Annotated in this window: 17 protein-coding genes; 10 read left to right on the top strand and 7 right to left on the bottom strand. The window is 32.5% G+C overall.

The genetic code is table 11. The annotated features are described in order from the left end of the window. The 5 genes from EV143_RS14750 (at position 1) to EV143_RS14735 (ending at position 5,198) form a co-directional block, all read left to right on the top strand. Positions 1-1,668, top strand: coding sequence for a family 16 glycosylhydrolase (locus tag EV143_RS14750; protein ID WP_133508708.1), 1,668 nt, complete (start codon positions 1-3; stop codon positions 1,666-1,668). Between the two features lie 80 nt (positions 1,669-1,748). Beyond that, on the top strand, positions 1,749-2,507 hold the full coding sequence (locus EV143_RS14745) for a glycoside hydrolase family 16 protein (protein ID WP_133508707.1): 759 nt from the start codon (positions 1,749-1,751) through the stop codon (positions 2,505-2,507). Positions 2,508-2,826: 319 nt separating this feature from the next. Then, the gene (locus tag EV143_RS14740; RefSeq protein WP_133508706.1) at positions 2,827-3,411 is read left to right on the top strand and encodes an RNA polymerase sigma factor; all 585 of its coding nucleotides are present in this window, start codon (positions 2,827-2,829) and stop codon (positions 3,409-3,411) included. Positions 3,412-3,461: 50 nt separating this feature from the next. Beyond that, entirely contained in the window at positions 3,462-3,605 is a 144-nt protein-coding gene (locus tag EV143_RS21505) for a hypothetical protein (protein WP_166638162.1), read from the top strand. A 528-nt stretch (positions 3,606-4,133) separates the two neighbouring features. After that, positions 4,134-5,198, top strand: coding sequence for a tetratricopeptide repeat protein (locus EV143_RS14735; RefSeq protein ID WP_133508705.1), 1,065 nt, complete (start codon positions 4,134-4,136; stop codon positions 5,196-5,198). Positions 5,199-5,216: 18 nt separating this feature from the next. Here EV143_RS14735 and EV143_RS14730 read toward each other — a convergent pair whose 3' ends face one another. Further along, complete coding sequence (locus tag EV143_RS14730; protein ID WP_133508704.1) at positions 5,217-5,873, bottom strand: endonuclease III domain-containing protein; 657 nt, start codon at positions 5,871-5,873, stop codon at positions 5,217-5,219. A 185-nt stretch (positions 5,874-6,058) separates the two neighbouring features. Here EV143_RS14730 and bcp point away from each other — a divergent pair, with 185 nt between their 5' ends. Continuing rightward, a complete protein-coding gene (gene bcp, locus EV143_RS14725) occupies positions 6,059-6,511 on the top strand; it encodes a thioredoxin-dependent thiol peroxidase (protein WP_133508703.1) in 453 nt (150 codons plus the stop codon). Between the two features lie 167 nt (positions 6,512-6,678). On the opposite strand, the gene EV143_RS14720 is transcribed toward bcp, so the two are convergent. Continuing rightward, complete coding sequence (locus tag EV143_RS14720) at positions 6,679-8,139, bottom strand: TonB-dependent receptor (RefSeq protein ID WP_133508702.1); 1,461 nt, start codon at positions 8,137-8,139, stop codon at positions 6,679-6,681. 90 nt (positions 8,140-8,229) lie between these two features. Here EV143_RS14720 and EV143_RS14715 point away from each other — a divergent pair, with 90 nt between their 5' ends. The 3 genes from EV143_RS14715 to EV143_RS14705 are packed head-to-tail and all read left to right on the top strand — an operon-like array spanning position 8,230 to position 9,971. Then, a complete protein-coding gene (locus EV143_RS14715) occupies positions 8,230-8,994 on the top strand; it encodes an MBL fold metallo-hydrolase (RefSeq protein ID WP_133508701.1) in 765 nt (254 codons plus the stop codon). 12 nt (positions 8,995-9,006) lie between these two features. Continuing rightward, positions 9,007-9,510, top strand: a complete 504-nt coding sequence (locus EV143_RS14710; RefSeq protein ID WP_133508700.1) for a hypothetical protein — start codon at positions 9,007-9,009, stop codon at positions 9,508-9,510. Positions 9,511-9,554: 44 nt separating this feature from the next. After that, positions 9,555-9,971: a hypothetical protein gene (locus EV143_RS14705; RefSeq protein ID WP_243739879.1), complete on the top strand. Its 417-nt coding sequence runs from the start codon at positions 9,555-9,557 to the stop codon at positions 9,969-9,971. Positions 9,972-10,111: 140 nt separating this feature from the next. Here the strand turns inward: EV143_RS14705 and EV143_RS14700 are convergent, their stop codons facing one another. The 4 genes from EV143_RS14700 to EV143_RS14685 form a co-directional block, all read right to left on the bottom strand. After that, entirely contained in the window at positions 10,112-10,756 is a 645-nt protein-coding gene (locus tag EV143_RS14700; protein WP_133508699.1) for an alpha/beta hydrolase, read from the bottom strand. Positions 10,757-10,849: 93 nt separating this feature from the next. Beyond that, positions 10,850-11,176, bottom strand: coding sequence for a hypothetical protein (locus EV143_RS14695; protein WP_055098245.1), 327 nt, complete (start codon positions 11,174-11,176; stop codon positions 10,850-10,852). Positions 11,177-11,181: 5 nt separating this feature from the next. Further along, positions 11,182-12,438 carry a dihydroorotase gene (locus EV143_RS14690; RefSeq protein ID WP_133508698.1) on the bottom strand — a complete coding sequence of 419 codons (1,257 nt, stop codon included), beginning with the start codon at positions 12,436-12,438 and terminating at the stop codon, positions 11,182-11,184. Positions 12,439-12,585: 147 nt separating this feature from the next. Beyond that, the gene (locus EV143_RS14685) at positions 12,586-14,514 is read right to left on the bottom strand and encodes a vWA domain-containing protein (protein WP_133508697.1); all 1,929 of its coding nucleotides are present in this window, start codon (positions 14,512-14,514) and stop codon (positions 12,586-12,588) included. 266 nt (positions 14,515-14,780) lie between these two features. Between EV143_RS14685 and EV143_RS14680 the strand changes: the two genes are divergently transcribed. Beyond that, positions 14,781-15,890 (top strand): lactonase family protein, encoded by a 1,110-nt coding sequence (locus EV143_RS14680; protein ID WP_133508696.1) that lies wholly within the window; start codon positions 14,781-14,783, stop codon positions 15,888-15,890. A gap of 165 nt (positions 15,891-16,055) precedes the next feature. On the opposite strand, the gene EV143_RS14675 is transcribed toward EV143_RS14680, so the two are convergent. Next, complete coding sequence (locus EV143_RS14675; RefSeq protein WP_133508695.1) at positions 16,056-17,408, bottom strand: DEAD/DEAH box helicase; 1,353 nt, start codon at positions 17,406-17,408, stop codon at positions 16,056-16,058. Between the last annotated feature and the right edge of the window lie 13 nt (positions 17,409-17,421).

Raw genomic sequence — 17,421 nt, 5'->3', positions numbered from 1 at the left:
ATGAGCAAAAAAATAATCATAAAGATAGTATCCTTATTTACGATTCTCCTGATGACGGGTTGTCAGAAAGATGATTTCGAATTCGGATCAATAGATACGCCAACCAATCTTAACGTCACAGCCGAAATTGTTGGCAAAACACCCACGAATCCAAATGGTGATGGTTCAGGAATTGTGAAGTTTGTTGCAACAGCAGACAATGCAATTTCATATAAATACATTTATGACGACGGTACATCTGATAGCTCTCCAAACGGAAAAATCACAAAACGATTTACCAAAACAGGAGTTAACAAATATACGGTCACAGTCGCTGCATCCGGAAAGGGCGGAATTGTAAGTAATACTACTATTGATGTTGAAGTACAAAGCGACTTTAGCGACGATCAGGCAGTACAATTATTAACAGGCGGTACCTCTAAAAAATGGTATTGGGCTGCAGGAGAAGCAGGACATTTAGGAGTGGGTCAAAATGATGGAGATCCAGCGAAGAACTTCTATGCAAATTATTATCAGGCGGGCGCGTTTGAAAAAGCAGCCTCGCCAACAAGCAGTTGTTTATATGATAACGTATTGACTTTCTCTGTTGATGCAGGTCAGTTAAAATATCAATTAAATAACGGTGGCGCAACCTTCTTTAATGCTGCATTTGCAAGCGTAGCAGGAGGAAGTTCTCCAGATGATGCTTGTTTAAGTTATGACACAGGAGGTATAAAAACAGTTTCATTAAGTCCTTCAGAATCAGTGGTAACAAAAAATCCTGATCACGCTACACAAACCAGAGGTACGATGCTAAACTTTTCTGATGGCGGGTTTATGGGATACTATATAGGTCAGAGTTCTTATGAAATTCTATCGATAACTGCAAACAGAATGGTAGTAAGAGCGGTAATGGGAGGAAATCCTGCATTAGCATGGTATCATGTATTTACGACAACACCACCAAATCAGAATCCGGATCCGGGAGTAGATTATACTAATTTAATTTGGTCTGATGATTTTAATGTTGATGGAGCACCTGATCCTACAAAATGGAATTATGATCTTGGACAAGGAAGTAACGGCTGGGGAAATAATGAAAAACAAAATTATACCAATACAGCGGCAAACGTAATTGTACAAGGCGGAAATTTGAAAATTACAGCTAAAAAAGAAGCTTCAGGCGGTGCTGCTTACTCATCGGCCCGATTAAAAACAGATGACAAGTTTAAATTTACATACGGAAAAATCGAGATTCGTGCCAAACTTCCAATAGGAGCAGGGACATGGCCGGCAATCTGGATGTTAGGATCAAATTATACAACAAATCCGTGGCCAGCCTGTGGAGAAATTGATATTATGGAACATGTAGGAAATAACCAGAATGTTATTTTAAGCACGCTTCATTATCCTGGACGATCAGGAGGAAATGGAAACACAGGTTCTAAAACAATTGCAAACGTTTCGACAGAATTTCATGTTTATAAAGCAATTTGGAGTCCTACGTTAGTAATAACCTATGTTGATGATGTAATGATACATTCTGTTCCTAACGATGCTTCACTTCCGTTTAATAATGACTTTTTCCTCATCCTAAACGTAGCGATGGGTGGGAATCTGGGCGGTAATATTGATCCTGCGTTTACCCAATCTTCTATGGAGATTGATTATGTAAAGGTTTATCAATAAAATATAAATTAATTAGTAAATTGAAAGGAGAAGGTCAGTTTAGGCTGGCCTTCTTTATTTTAGCAATTAAAAACGATACTATGAAAAAAGTAATTGTATTAATAATGCTCACTGGTTTCTGCTTTGCACAAAATGTAAATAGAAAACTTATTTGGGAAGAAAATTTTAATAAAAAGAAAATAAACGAATCCTTTTGGAATTTCGAACTGGGTGACGGCTGTCCGAATTTATGTGGATACGGAAATAACGAAAGACAAGTCTATACCAAAAACAATCACGAAATTAAAGATGGAAATTTAATTATTGAAGCCAGAAAAGAAGGTGATAAATATACTTCGACTAAAATAACAACCAAAGGGAAAAAAGAGTTTTTGTATGGCCGTATTGAAGCCAGAGCAAAGCTCCCTGTTGGTCACGGTTTATGGCCGGCATTCTGGATGTTGGGCGCCAATATTGATGAAGTAAAATGGCCAAAAACAGGTGAAATTGATATTTTAGAATATATAGGAAGAGATCCGCATATGGTGTACACAACCCTGCATACTCAGGATAGTCATGGTAATACGATAAATACAAAAAGAACAGAATTTCCAACAATAGAAGAAGGATATCATGTTTATGCTATCGAATGGAATAAAGATAAAATAGACTTTTTTGTAGATACAACTTTGGTTTATACATTTAATCCGGAAATTAAAAATGAAGATACCTGGCCATTCAATAAGCCATTTTATATTATTGTCAACTTAGCTATTGGAGGCAATTTTGGAGGTCCTGCTGTTGATGATTCTATTTTGCCGCAAAAGTATTATGTAGATTATGTTCGGGTTTATCAATAAAATTAAATACTATAATTATTGTTAAAAATTAAGTGCAACTTGTTTAAAATTAACGATTTATGAAAATTAGCTTCTTTCTTAAATATGTTGAAAATAACTCCATTATTTGATTTTTATGAACGCTTTTCCAGTAAAGTTTAAAATTATTTGAAATTAATTATGATTTTATTGTTAATTATTGTTTCAATCATTTGCTTTTTAGAATATTTATTTGTTAAATTTGGACAGAAATTAACACATTAAAAAAGATACGCCTATACAATAAAACTACTTTTTAGAAATTACTCCAATTTTAATAAAGAACTAAAAAAGTAGTATTATGGCTGATCTGCATATTCCAGACGCTCTATTAGTAAAAAATTATGTCGAAGGCAACGAAAATGCTTTATCGACATTAATAAAAAGGCATGAGTCTAAGATATATGGATTTATATATTCTAAGATTGCCGATAGAGATATTTCAAATGATATTTTTCAAGATACTTTTATCAAGGTTATTAAAACCTTAAAAAGCAATTCATATAATGAAGAAGGTAAATTTTTACCTTGGGTTATGCGTATTTCACACAATTTGATTGTAGATCATTTTCGCAAAACCAAAAAAATGCCAATGTACAGAGAAACAGAAGAATTTTCGATTTTTTCGATCATGTCTGATGATTCTTTAACCATCGAAAATAAAATGATTTTTGATCAGGTTGAGGTTGACCTGAAAAAGATAATTGAAGAACTTCCTGAAGATCAAAAAGAAGTATTAGTAATGCGCATGTATCAGGATATGAGTTTCAAAGAAATTTCAGAACTTACAGGAGTTAGCATCAATACTGCATTAGGAAGAATGCGTTATGCATTAATGAATTTGAGAAAAATAATTGACAAACATCAAATTATTTTAACCAACTAATACTATTTTGAATATTAGGTCGTTATACTATAATAAAACACTTTCATAGTATGGCGAAAATTTACTCTAAAAAAGCATTAGCTTCAAAAAATCTAAAACCTAAAAAAGAAGTCGTTTCTTTTTTATTAAACTATTCACAAGCATTGACTGTTGTGAAAATAAATGATAAAAGTTTTGAGATTATAGCTAATTAAACAGCCCACTGCTTTGGTCGGATGTTTATTTTGAAAGAAAAACCAAATGGTCGTTTTGGTTAAAGCTCACTATTTGTATGTAAATACAAATAGTGAGCTTTTTTTTGGAATCAATTTAAAATCTCACTTTTAGATTTAAAAAAATATAAAAACAGCCTTATTTAAATATGTGATTTTAATAAGTACTTCGTTATTTTGGTTCTAATTCTAGTTGTGTTTTAGTTAAAATTTAATATTTTTTATTAATTTATACTTGTTTATTCAAATTTTAGTTTATTTTAGTTCAAAGTAATTTTTATTCAATTAAATAATGAAATAAACCACGTTTTTGTATGAAAACACTTTAATTGTAGAAATTTTCCAGTTATAATGCCAATGAATTAAAAATGTTAACCAATTAACCAAAAAATTTATGAAAAAAAACTACTCTGCTTCATTTTGTGCTGTTTGTTGTATTTCTTAAGGTTCTATAAAGAATTTTAAGACCATTTATAACCAAATCTAAATAACAATCAAAACATGACAAAAATGAAAAATAACCAAATAATATTGGTATTCCTTCTCTTGATGAATATCGGAGCATTTGCTCAAAAAGAACAAATAAAAGACGCCCAATCTTTATTTGATAGTGGAAAAAGCCAGGAAGCATTGGCGATATTAAATAAAGTTGAATATCTTATCCTTAATGCACCTGATGAAGATAAATCAGACTTTTATTTTTTAAAAGGAAATGTACTAAAAGATTTAGCGGTAAAAAATATAGATGCAGCTAATAATTTTACATTGGCCTCACAATCTTATCAGGACGTATTTATATATGAAAACGAATCCGGTAAATTTAAATTCACTGTAAAGGCGAATGCCGCTTTAAAAGAAATGAAATCTAGTCTTGTTAATGGTGCAATGACCGATTTTAAAGCTGGTAAATACAAAGAAAGCGCAGAGAAAAGTTATAAAGTTTATTTGTTTGATAAAAAAGATACGCTAAACTTGTTTAATGCAGCATCTTCATCTGTAAATGCAAAGGATTATGTTTCAGCAGTTAAGTATTATGAAATCTTAAAAAAGATTAATTTTTCCGGAAAAGCAGTTTTGTATTTGGCCACAAACAAGAAAACAAAAGAAGAAGATATTTTTGTTTCGCCAAAAGCAAGAGAGTCAGCAATTCAACAAGGATTATACGAAAAACCAAGAACAGAGTCAGTTCCTTCTAAAAAAATAGAGGTTAATGTAAACTTAGCTGATTCTTATCTTGAAATAAAGGATTACCCTAAAGCTGAAGCTGTTTATAATTACGTTTTAGAATTAGATCCTAATTATATTGATGCTTATATTAATTTGGCTTACTTAAAGCTACAATTAAAAAAAGATTTAACAGATGAAATAGCATCTTTAGGAACATCAGCGGCAGACATGCAGAAATATGATAAGTTAAATGCTAAAAAAGATGACATTGCCCGTAGCGCGATTCCATATCTTCAAAAAGCCCTAACTATCGAACCTAAAAATTCAGATGCAACAAAAACACTTTTAGGTATTTACAGGTCTCTTGATATGACAAACGAATACAATACATTAAAAGGCAGTATGTAAATTAACAAAAGGAAGCTACTAGATTATCTTTTTAGTAGCTTCTTCTATTACGGATTTTTTCCCAATAGTTCTTGTAATAATATCTTTCTCTAAACTCCAACCGCGTGCAGGCGAATATTCACGCCCGTACCAAATAATCTGAAGATGTAAATCATTCCATAAATCTCTTGGAAATAATCTTTTAGCATCCTTTTCCGTTTGCACAACATTTTTTCCGTTCGAAAGATTCCAACGATACATCAGTCTATGAATATGAGTATCAACCGGAAAAGCCGGAACACCAAAAGCTTGCGACATTACAACACTGGCGGTTTTATGGCCAACCGCAGGCAATTCTTCAAGAGCTTCAAAACTCTGTGGAACTTTTCCATCATGTTTATCAATCAAAATATGCGATAAACCATAAATTCCTTTAGATTTCATAGGCGATAAACCACAAGGGCGAATAATCTCTTTGATTTCTTCCACAGACATTTTAATCATATCATACGGATTATCGGCCTTCGCAAAAAGTAATGGCGTAATCTGATTTACACGAACATCGGTACATTGTGCAGAAAGCAAAACAGCAATTAATAAGGTGTAGGGGTCTTTATGATCAAGAGGAACAGGTATAGTAGGGTAGAGTTCTTTTAACGTATTTATAACAAATTGTACGCGAGCTTCTTTATTCATTTCCGTATTTTTAATGTCGTAAAAATAATGAATTATAAGTTAAAATTTAAAAGTTATGAGATGTGAGTTATGAGTTATAGATTGTGAATTATGAGTTAAATCTAAATAACCATTTATTCTTTACTTTTAATCTTTGCTCTTGATTCTTTATTCTAAAATCAACAATCTAAAATCTAAAATAAACTATGACAACATTAAAAGCAGGTGACAAAGCTCCAAATTTCTCTGGAGTAGATCAGGATGGAAAAACACATAAACTAGCAGATTACACAGGGAAAAAATTAGTAGTTTTCTTTTATCCGAAAGCCAGTACGCCAGGCTGTACGGCAGAAGCTTGTGATTTAAGAGATAATTTCGAGCGTTTTAAAGCCAACAATTACGAACTTTTGGGTGTAAGTGCAGACAGCCAAAAAGCACAATTAAAATTTAAGGATAAATATGAATTTCCTTTTCCATTATTAGCCGATGAAGATAAGTCAGTAATTACCGCATTTGGTGTTTGGGGACCAAAGAAATTCATGGGAAAGGAATACGATGGAATTCACAGAACCACTTTTGTAATCGATGAAAAAGGTATTATCGAGGAAGTAATTGCAAATGTAAAAACAAAAGAGCACGCAGCTCAGATTTTGAAATAAAGTCCAGTGTGTCATTTCAAGGAACGAGAAATTACATCCAAAGATCAACGAGATATAAATCCGTTATGTGATTTCTCCTTCGTCGAAATGACACAAATTAAAATAAAAAAGTCCAAAAGAGAAGTTTTCTTTTTTGGGCTTTTTTATATTATTGAACAAATAATTATCTATACGTTTTGCTCTAACTCAGTTTCAGGATGATATCCAAATAAATGGTGTTCTTTTATAATTTCAGCAACACCTGATGGCAACATAGGTTCCCAACCAGATTTTCCTTGGCTGATCATTTTTAGAACCTCACGAGAGAATACATTCAATATATCAGTGTTGTAATCCTTAATATCAACCACTTTTCCGTTGAATTTGAAGAATTTGTACAATTCTTTCATTCTAGGATGAACTTTCAGGTTTTCAGAAGTAATAATTTCTCCGTTATCGCCTAACATCGGATATAAGAAAACCTTCATATCACGGTAGAATAATTTTCCGAAAGCTTCCAGAATTCCACCACTTAAATGGCGATAATATTTCTCATCAAAAATATCAACTAAGTTGTTTACACCCATCGCCAATCCCATACGGGCTTTGGTATAATTAGAAAAATACTCCACCACTTTATAATATTCCTGAAAATTCGAAATCATAACCGTTTGACCTAAAGAACAAAGCAATTCAGCTCTGTCCATAAAATCACGCTCATCAATTTCACCATCCGAACGCAAATTCGAAAGTGTAATTTCAAAAACAACCAAAGTATTGTCTTTTTCAACTTTATTTTCTTCGAGAAACATTTTTAATGATTTCTCATACATGTCAAGATTTACATTCGTAACCGGACGGAAACTTCCTCTAAAAGCAAGAAGGTTCTTTTTGTATAAAATAGCAGCCGGCAAAACATTTTTCCCTTCAGGGTTAAACATTACGGCATCAGTCATTCCGTTTTTAACCAATTGCAAACTCATTAAACGATTATCAACATCAGCAAAACGTGGTCCTGAGAAGTTAATAGTATCAATTTCGAGTTGGTCTTTGTCTAAGTGATCGTATAAATAACGAAGTAATCGTTTTGGATCATTGTATTTGTAAAAAGCACCGTAAATTAAGTTTACACCTAAAATTCCTAATGTTTCCTGTTGTAGTCGTGCGTCAGTTTCTTTAAAACGAATGTGAAGAATAATTTCGTTGTAAGCTTCGTCAGGTTCAATTTGGTAACGAATTCCAACCCAACCGTGACCTTTAAATTGTTTGGCAAAATCTATTGTGGCAACTGTATTGGCGTAACTAAAGAAAAGTTTATTAGGGTGTTTTTCTCTGCTCAGACGTTCTTCGATTAGTTCTCCTTCAAACGTAAGCATTTTTTTTAGCCTGTTTTCGGTAACGTATCTTCCGTCGCCTTCAATACCGTAAACGGCATCACTAAAATCTTTATCATAGGCAGACATAGCTTTTGCAATTGTTCCCGATGAACCTCCGGATCTAAAAAAATGCCTAACTGTTTCTTGTCCAGCACCAATTTCAGCAAATGTTCCGTAAATATTCTCGTTTAAATTAATGCGTAACGCTTTGTCTTTTATAGAAGGAATCTGTTCGATGACCTTGTCACCTTTGAGTTTTATTTCTGTACCCATTTTATTTTAAATAGATTTGTTACAAAGTTAGCAAATTAGGCTTCTAATGAAAGAGAAATAATCCTATTTTTGTAAAAAAATTAAGTTCAATTGAAGATCTATTTTTTAGGTACTGGCACTTCTCAAGGTATCCCAATTATTGGGGTCGATCATCCTGTTTGTAAAAGCACTGATGCTAAGGACAAAAGGCTCCGCGTATCCATCTGGATTACGTGGGATGAACATTCGTATGTAATCGACTGTGGACCTGATTTCAGGCAGCAGATGCTTTCCTGTGGATGTAGGCATCTAGATGCTATTTTGTTTACTCACGAACATGCAGATCATACTGCCGGTTTAGATGATATTCGTCCGTTTAATTTTCGACAAGGAGAAATTCCGGTTTATGCACATCAACGTGTGATTGATAATTTGAAACGCCGTTTTGATTATGTTTTCGAAACCGTAAATAAATATCCAGGCGCTCCGAGTGTTAAAACGATTGAAGTCGTCAATAACCAGCCCTTTACGGTTGGCGATAAAACGGCAATTCCGGTAAATGCCATGCACGGTGATCTACAGGTTTTTGGATATCGCATAGATGATTTTGCCTATCTGACAGATGTAAAAACCATTGAACAAACAGAAATCGAAAAACTGCATAATTTAAAAGTACTGGTTATAAATGCATTGCGCGTAGAACCACACGATACCCATTTTAATTTGCAGGAAGCACTTGATTTTATAAACTTAGTGGAGCCCGAAAAAGCTTATCTAACACATATTAGCCACGTTTTAGGATTTCATGAAGAAGTGCAAAAACAACTACCTAAAAACGTTTTTCTGGCTTACGACAACTTAGAAATTACAATTTAATTATACCACAAAATGAAAAAATCCTTAATGCTTTATCTTTTTATCCTTGCGATATTAATGAATGTTTTTACCTATATGTTTTACAGCCGAGAAGTAAAATTTGGACAGGAAAGATACGATAAAACCACTAAGAAACTGAGAGATAGCATAAACTTAGTATCATCACAATTAGCCGAAGCAGATTATTTTTCATTAGCACACAATGACAACGCACAAAATTATTTTGACAATAGCGCTTCTGGCGGAAAGGTTATTTTATTTGAAAAATTAATTCCAATTGTGACGGAGAAATTATTAGACTTCAATTCACAACCAAACGGAAATCCATACACAGGACAAGATAAAATTGATGACAAAAAATTCATCATTAACAAAGTAAGAATTTTAAACCACAGATGGATCATTGCTGACTATAGCAATGGCGAATTATGGGGAGAAGTCTTGTTAAAATATTTTGTTGCTGATGATGAAAGTATTACTTTTGAAGTTAATCAATCATTGCTATATCAAAAATAGGAAAGCATAGTCCTATTTTTTAGCAATTTAAATTAATAGGATATATGAAAAAGATGTTTTTATTTTCAATCGTTGTTGGTTTTACATTTTCTTGCGCTCCAAAAGTTGCACAGGATAAAACTACAAAAGAAGAAAAAGTTGTTGTTGGAGGAGATTTTGATACGCATGGTTGTAAAGCCTCAGCCGGTTATACATGGTCTGTTCTGAAAAACCAATGTATACGTATTTTTGAAGGTACAAAATTATCTCATGCAGAAGAAACAGGAAAAACATACACAACAGCTGCATACGTAATTTTTGAAGGAAACAAAGCCGAACTTTTCCTTGATACTCAAAAAGAATCTGTTATTTTAGAAAGAAAATCAGAAGGTGATTCCTGGGTTAATGGCGATTTGCAATTGATACCGTGGAAGGGATATGTTTTGAAAAAGGGTGGAAAAATTATTTATACAGGACAATAATTTAAATTTATAAAAAAATCCGATATAGGTAATTATATCGGATTTTTTTATTTCTAATTAAGGTTCCTATTATGAATTCTTCTTTCTACCTCTTCCTTTGAGATTGTATTATAGTTTCATTTTCTTCCAAAACATAATTTCTAATCAGCCAGCCAATTCTTAAAATCAAAAAAGTTCTGCGGAGCAACACCATGTCCAACAGGATATTCTTTATAAGTAACCGAAATATTTAGTTTTTCTAAAATAGCTGGAGTTTTTCTAGCCCAGTCAATCGGAATTACCTGGTCTAGAGTTCCGTGTGAAGCAAATATTTTTAGATTTTTAAAATCGTTTTTCTCGTAGTCTTCTTTGATAATTTCATTATTAAAATAACCGCTCATTGCTACAACCTTCTGAACTTTTTCAGGATAAGAAAGCGCAACCGAATAACTCAAAATAGACCCTTGACTAAAACCAACTAAAGTCACATTATTAGCATCAATTGGATAATTGGTAACCAGTTCATCTATAAATTTAGCGATTAAATCACGGGAAGTTTTGGCTTGTTCGTTATCAGAAAATTTATTTTGATCAGCGTCAAAATTAATCGCATACCAGGCATAAGCTCCGTATTGTAAATCGTAAGGTGCTCTTGCAGAAATGATATAATAATTATCAGGAAGTTCAGTAGCAAACGAAAACAAATCGGCTTCGTTGCTTCCGTATCCATGTAATAAAAGTAAAACGGGATTTTTATCTAAAATAACTTTTGGCTCTTGTATTTTATATTCTAAAGATAAATTCATTTTTTTAATGGTAAATTGTGAGTTGTGAATTGTAAATTTTTCAACTTTGTCAAAGTCATTGGAATTTGGAATTTCAAAAAGATTGGAATTTTATTATCCTATCGATTTAAACCATTTTTGAAAAAGATTTCCAACCAAAGGAATGGGTCTTGTCTGTCCTTGAATAGCACTAAAAATTCCATAAGTCCAAAGTATAGAAATACAAATCCACATTGGAAAAGTAATCATAAAACTGTCGAAATTGCTTATAATAGCTCCGAAAGAAATAAACGCTAAAGACAATCCTAAAGCCTGACGAATATGAAATGAAGCAAAACTATTTTTGTTTTCAGAGTTCATAGACATTGCAATTAAAACACCAATGATTAAAATGTAGCTTGTAATTGCGATTGATTTTCCTTCTTCTATTGAATTATTCATTGTGATTATTTAGAGATAACAAGTTGATTTTGATTTAAGATTCCGTAAACAGAACCTTTTATTTCAGTTCCTAAAAAAGCAGAATTTTTAGATTTTGAAAGAATATTTTCTTTTGAAAAGATTGATTGTCCTTCAGGAGTAAAAAAAGTAAAATTAGCTTTCGAACCTTCAGCAATTGTACTATTTTCAATTCCAAAAATTCCTTTTCCTAAAGTCAGTTTTTCAATTACAGTTTCTAAAGGTAAAACCGTTAATAAAGCTCCAAAAGCACTTTCTAAACCAATAGTTCCATTTTTTGCAGTATCAAATTCCATTTTCTTGAATTCAATATCAATTGGGTTATGGTCAGATGTAATTAAATCAATTGTTCCGTCTGTAACTCCGTTTAATAATGCTTGTCTGTCATTTTCAGTTCGTAACGGAGGCGTAACTTTAAAACGAGTATCAAAACCTTCCAGTTTTTCATCGGTTAAAACCAAATGATGAACTGTGACACTGCAAGTTACATTTAAACCTTTTGCTTTAGCTTCTTGAATTAATTCAACAGATTTTGCTGTAGAAATTGTTGGTATATGAAGTTTTCCGCCAGTATATTCTAATAAGTATAAGTTTCTCGCTACTTGCAATTCTTCAGCTAAATTCGGAATTCCTTTCAGACCTAATTTGGTAGACACAATTCCTTCATTAGCAACTCCGTTTCCTTTTAAATTAGCATCTTGCGCGTAAGTAATCACTAAACCGTCAAAATCCTGTACATATTGCAGGGCAATTTTAAGCAAATTAGCATTCGAGATACTTTTGTTATAATCTCCAAAAGCTACGGCTCCTGCTTTTTTCATATCAAATAACTCTGCCATATCGTTTCCTTCACTGCCTTTAGTCAAAGCACCAATTGGGAAAAGCTCTGTAGCAAAACCATTAGCTTTATTTTTTACAAAATTTACTTGCGATTGATTATCAATAATAGGGAAGGAATTGGGTTGCAAAGCCACGCCTGTAAATCCACTTTTAGCAGCGACATTCAATCCGTTTGCTATAGTTTCTCTGTCTTCATAACCAGGTTCTCCAAATGAAACGCTACTGTCAAACCAACCTTGAGAAAGATGCAAATTATTAAATTTAACTTCGGCAGTATCCTCAATATCAAGAATTGAAGGTCCTATTTTTTCTATTAAACCATCTGCAATTAAAAGATCAACAGTCTGGTTATGAAACGGACTTTTTGAATCGATAATTTTGGCGCTTCTGATGATTATTTTCATATGTAGATAATTTATTTTGTACTGACCATTTTCTGTGTCATTTCGACGAAGGAGAAATCACATAACGCTTAGACATACGGTGCTTACTTACTAGTGTGATTTCTCCTTCGTCGAAATGACAAAACTAGACGAAAGAAATGTTATGTTTTACTTCACAAACTTGATAATTGCCATTTCCAATGCTATAAATAACAGTGCAAAGATAACAAACCATTTCCAAATTTGGCTGTCAGTTCGTTCTGTTTGTAAGGTGTTGAAAATTGTCGAAATCGTATCGGCAGTTTTAAAATCAGAAACTACATTTGTGTTTATTTGACTCAAATCGCTTTCGCTTCGTTTATAATTAAAACTTAAATTTTCAACAGATTCTTTTTTATCAAAAACACTATAATTTCCTGCTGTTTCAGGGAAATCATTAAAAACTAATTTTACTTTATTGTTCAGTATTTGTTGAATTGGAATGAAAGAATCTTCATTTCCTCTTACTTCTAAAATCGCATCTTTACTCAGTAAAACATCTACAAAATAAGGCTGATTATTGCCAATCGTTAATGCATTTACTCCGGTTTTCTGATTGTTTTGCCCCATTTTATAAAACAAAGGAACAATTAAAGGAGATTGCTGAAAATTTGAATTAGTTGAATTTATTGGTGCAGAAAAAACAGTTACTCCGGAAACCGGATTCTGAATCATGGTTGCAAATACGCTCTGATCTTCATACGATAAAACCGCCGGATATGGACTTGAAATCTCGAATGAAGTATTTGTTTTCGGATATTGGAAATTCGTGATTTTATTTTCAAAAACACCTGAAAATAAAGGATGATCAAAATTGATTTTGGTAATTAACTTGTTTTTATTTTCAATATTTTTGAATTGAATTTTTCCGAAATTCCCCAAGAAAGAATTTAGATTTGAAATGGAACTTTTTTCAGACGGAATGATAACTAAATTACCGCCTTTAGATACAAATGATTTTAAAGTCGTTTGCAAAGCCTGAGGAACTTCTACTAATTCGTTCAGAATAATGGTGTTTTGTTTTTCTAAACTATTGTAATCTAAATTACTAATCGAGTAATTATTATAATTGAATTCTGTTGAAGTGTAAATTCGCGACAAGAAATTACTTTTTTCAGGTTCTCCGATACTAATAATATTTGTTTTTTTATTTTTCGAAATGCTGAAATATAGCTTGTTATCGTAAGTTAATCCATTATCTTCAATGGTTACATATCCGTGAAAAGCTTCTTTTGGAATCGTAAAATTGATTTTCTTTTTCTTTCCATCAAAATTGATAATTGTTTTGGCAATCAATTTATTTTGATTGTACAAAGCCATCGAAATGGGTTTAAAATCCTCACCGTACGCAGATAAATTTACACTGATTTCATAGAAATTTTCTAAAGTCTGGTTGATGTAAACACTGTCAATCGCAACATTATTTTTTTGTTCTGCTTCTGAAATAAGAAAATAAGGTTTCTCTTCTGCACCAATTTTTTTTACATCTTTTTCGGCTAAGCCAACAGCATCGGTAATGATGACAATATCTTTTTTATGTGCCGATTTATGCGCTTTAACCTTTGCCATAATTGACGAAAGCTCAAAAGGAGTTGCACTGTATTTTAAATTTTGTAAAGCGCTTTTAGACAATTTAATATCGGTATTCCAGTAATTTTCGGTGTTGGTTAATAATGAAAATTGAGCATTTTCCGGAGTATTTTCCAATAATTCCTGAACGGCACGTTTTAATAATTCGCCTTTTTTTCCTTTTGCCTGCATACTAAACGAATTGTCCAGAATAATATACATTTCGTTTGATGCATTTTTGCTGTCTTTTGCCTCAAAAAAAGGCTGTGCAAAAGCTAAAATGACACACGTTAGTAGCAATAATCGAGTCGCTAGTAATAATCTTTTTTTGATTTTAGAACTCTTACGGGTCTGAACAGCAAGTTCTTTTAAGAAACGTACGTTTGTAAAATAAGAGGTTTTAAAACGTCGTAATTGAAACAAATGAACCAAAATTGGAACAATCAATAAAAACAGAAAGTAGAGAATTTCGGGTTGTTTAAAATGCATTCTGGCTTCGATTTACTTCGCTACGTTTGATTTCGCGAAGATTCTGGTCAAAAATACAAATTTTTAGTTAAACCATGTAAGTATATAAGTTCATTTAATTTTTGCTCTATCGAGCATTGCTTGTAATATCTTATATCACTTATATGGTTTAAAAATTGGTTTGCATAGTTTGAAAAATGTAACTTTTGAAAATTCATTTGTAATAAAAAATAAAGTTCTTAAAGATATTAATGAGTATTTTAGCATACTAAAAACTATCAAAAAATATGAAAAGATTATATATGCTGCTTTTTTCAGCTTTTGCTTTTACCACTTCGCAAGCACAAAATAAATTTAATTTATTAGTTGGTACCTATACAAATACCTGTGAAAGTAAAGGAATATATGTTTATGAGTTTAACGCTGCTAGTGGCGATTTTAAACTAAAGAACTCTACAGAAAATGTAGTAAGTCCAAGTTATTTATCGGCTTCGGCAAATAATAAATTTATTTACGCAGTAAACGAAAACGGAACCCAAAGTTCGGTAAGTGCTTTTGGTTATGATTCGAAAACCGGTAAACTTAAATTGTTGAATTCAAATCCTTCATTAGGAGCTGATCCTTGCCATTTAATTAACGATGACAAAAATGTAATAGTAGCGAATTATTCTGGCGGCAGTATTGCTGTATTCAAGAAAAATGCTGACGGAAGCATTACTGAAGGACAGCAATTAATTCAACATGAAGGAAAAGGGCCAAATGCCGCACGTCAGGAAAAAGCGCACGTACATATGGTTGTTTTTTCTCCGGATAAAAAGTTTGTTTTATCTAATGATTTAGGTCAGGATAAAATTTTCATCTATAAATATAATGCGAGTGCTAAACATGAAATTTTGACTTTAAAAGGAACTGTTGATGTAAAAGCAGGAAGTGGCCCAAGGCATTTGACGTTTAGTAAAGATGGTAAATTTGTCTATTTGCTTCAGGAATTAGACGGAACCTTAACCACATTTGCATACGATAAAACCGGAAATTTAAAACTTTTAAAAGAAACCAATATTATTCCAAAAGATTTTAAAGGAGCAAACAGTTCAGCAGCAATAAAAATTTCGCCTGACGGACGATTTTTATATGTATCTGATCGTGGCGATGTAAACGCAATTTCGGTTTATCAAATTCTGAAAGACGGAAGTATTAAACTTGTAGAACAAGAAAGCACTTTAGGAAAAGGTCCAAGAGATTTCGTTATTGATCCAACTGGAAATTATCTTTTAGTAGGACATCAATATACAAATGACATCATTATTTTCAAAAGAGATAAAACAACAGGAAAGCTATCAAGTACAGGTAAAAAAATTGAATTGTGTTCGCCAGTAGGGTTGCTTTTTACCAAGTAAAGATTCTAAGGCTCTAAGTTGCTAAGATTCTAAGGTTTTTATCAAGAGATAGGGATAGCATACATATAAGTTAAAGGCTCAAAATGAAACTTAAATTTCATCTTTGAGCCTTTATATTTTTAACTTAGAACCTTAGCAACTTAGTGCCTCAGTACCTAAAAAAAACTATTTATCCTTATCTTTTCTCTTCTTATCCCTCGTTTTCAACATATTTCGATTGACAGATCCGTGGGTTTTCTTTTTGGTTTTTGAAGGTCCTCCAAGATTTACTTTTTTATTCTTTTTGTCTTTTTCATGAAAAGCGCCATCACCTTTTAGTGTTTGCTTTTTCATTAAAAACTTAATCGGTTGTTTGTCCTTTTCAGGTTCTATTAGTTTTAATGAAATTTCAACTTCTTCAGGAAAATCTGCAATTGCAAGTTCCTGATTCATTAATACTTCAACTTCGACTTTAAATTCTTCCTCACGAGGCGTGATAAAACTAATTGCTGTTCCGGAAGCATCTGCACGACCTGTACGACCAATTCTGTGCATATACAATTCAGGAAATTCCGGAAGTTCAAAATTGATAACGTGAGAGATATTCGAAATATCCAAACCTCTCGCCATAATATCAGTAGTAATCAATCCGCGAAGATTTCCTTCCTGAAATTCTGCCATTGTGCTCAAACGATAATTTTGAGATTTATTGGAGTGAATTACGCCAAACTGACCTTCAAAATCTTCTTCAATTCGGGTATGAAGCATATCTGAAATCTTTTTATTATTCACAAAAACCAAAACACGTTCCATGTTTTCGTTTGTTTGTAATAAATGTTTTAACAGATTTACTTTTGTATTGAAATTAGGAACATTATATGTAATTTGAGTAATATTTTCAAGCGGAGTTCCTGATGCTGCAAGTGTAACTTCTTCAGGAAAGTCGAAAAAGTCATTTAAAACGGCATCAACTTCGTCTGTCATTGTTGCAGAAAAAAGAATGTTTTGACGTTTCGTTTTCATCATCGCCAAAAGCGCTGTCAATTGTGTACGGAAACCAAGGTTAAGCATTTCATCAAACTCATCAATAACTAATTTTTGAGTTTCATCAAAACGAATTACAGCATCAAGTGCCAAATCCATCGTTCTACCAGGCGTTCCAACTAAAATGTCAACACCTTCGTAAACCGCTTTTTTTTGTGTATTGATGTTTACTTCACCAAAAATTCCAAGCGTACTAACCGACATGTATTTAGTCAGTTTTTCGATTTCTTCAACCACCTGAACTACTAATTCACGAGTTGGAACCAGAATTACGATTTTTGGCGTATTGGTTGGGGTAAATTTATATAATTTTAAAAGAGGCAATAAATAAGCAAATGTTTTACCGGTACCGGTTTGCGCAATTCCCATCATATCACGACCTGACATAATCACAGAAAAAGATTTTTCCTGAATAGGAGTTGGCGTAACAAATCCTAATTCGTCGATTGCTTTTTGTACTGATTTTGGAAGATTGAATTTCTCGAAAGTGCTCATTTACATTAAATTT

It is taken from the genome of Flavobacterium chryseum (assembly GCF_004362015.1).
Taxonomy (GTDB): Bacteria; Bacteroidota; Bacteroidia; order Flavobacteriales; family Flavobacteriaceae; genus Flavobacterium.
Note: the sequence above shows the minus strand (reverse complement) of the source record. Positions and strands in the feature narration are given on the sequence as shown.

Bases quoted from the DNA above. Each gene is read 5' to 3' on its own strand.
- EV143_RS14750 (WP_133508708.1), top strand. From the start codon at position 1: ATGAGCAAAAAAATAATCATAAAGATAGTATCCTTATTTACGATTCTC.
- EV143_RS14745 (WP_133508707.1), top strand. From the start codon at position 1,749: ATGAAAAAAGTAATTGTATTAATAATGCTCACTGGTTTCTGCTTTGCA.
- EV143_RS14740 (WP_133508706.1), top strand. From the start codon at position 2,827: ATGGCTGATCTGCATATTCCAGACGCTCTATTAGTAAAAAATTATGTC.
- EV143_RS21505 (WP_166638162.1), top strand. From the start codon at position 3,462: ATGGCGAAAATTTACTCTAAAAAAGCATTAGCTTCAAAAAATCTAAAA.
- EV143_RS14735 (WP_133508705.1), top strand. From the start codon at position 4,134: ATGAAAAATAACCAAATAATATTGGTATTCCTTCTCTTGATGAATATC.
- EV143_RS14730 (WP_133508704.1), bottom strand. From the start codon at position 5,873: ATGAATAAAGAAGCTCGCGTACAATTTGTTATAAATACGTTAAAAGAA.
- bcp (WP_133508703.1), top strand. From the start codon at position 6,059: ATGACAACATTAAAAGCAGGTGACAAAGCTCCAAATTTCTCTGGAGTA.
- EV143_RS14720 (WP_133508702.1), bottom strand. From the start codon at position 8,139: ATGGGTACAGAAATAAAACTCAAAGGTGACAAGGTCATCGAACAGATT.
- EV143_RS14710 (WP_133508700.1), top strand. From the start codon at position 9,007: ATGAAAAAATCCTTAATGCTTTATCTTTTTATCCTTGCGATATTAATG.
- EV143_RS14705 (WP_243739879.1), top strand. From the start codon at position 9,555: ATGAAAAAGATGTTTTTATTTTCAATCGTTGTTGGTTTTACATTTTCT.
- EV143_RS14700 (WP_133508699.1), bottom strand. From the start codon at position 10,756: ATGAATTTATCTTTAGAATATAAAATACAAGAGCCAAAAGTTATTTTA.
- EV143_RS14695 (WP_055098245.1), bottom strand. From the start codon at position 11,176: ATGAATAATTCAATAGAAGAAGGAAAATCAATCGCAATTACAAGCTAC.
- EV143_RS14690 (WP_133508698.1), bottom strand. From the start codon at position 12,438: ATGAAAATAATCATCAGAAGCGCCAAAATTATCGATTCAAAAAGTCCG.
- EV143_RS14685 (WP_133508697.1), bottom strand. From the start codon at position 14,514: ATGCATTTTAAACAACCCGAAATTCTCTACTTTCTGTTTTTATTGATT.
- EV143_RS14680 (WP_133508696.1), top strand. From the start codon at position 14,781: ATGAAAAGATTATATATGCTGCTTTTTTCAGCTTTTGCTTTTACCACT.
- EV143_RS14675 (WP_133508695.1), bottom strand. From the start codon at position 17,408: ATGAGCACTTTCGAGAAATTCAATCTTCCAAAATCAGTACAAAAAGCA.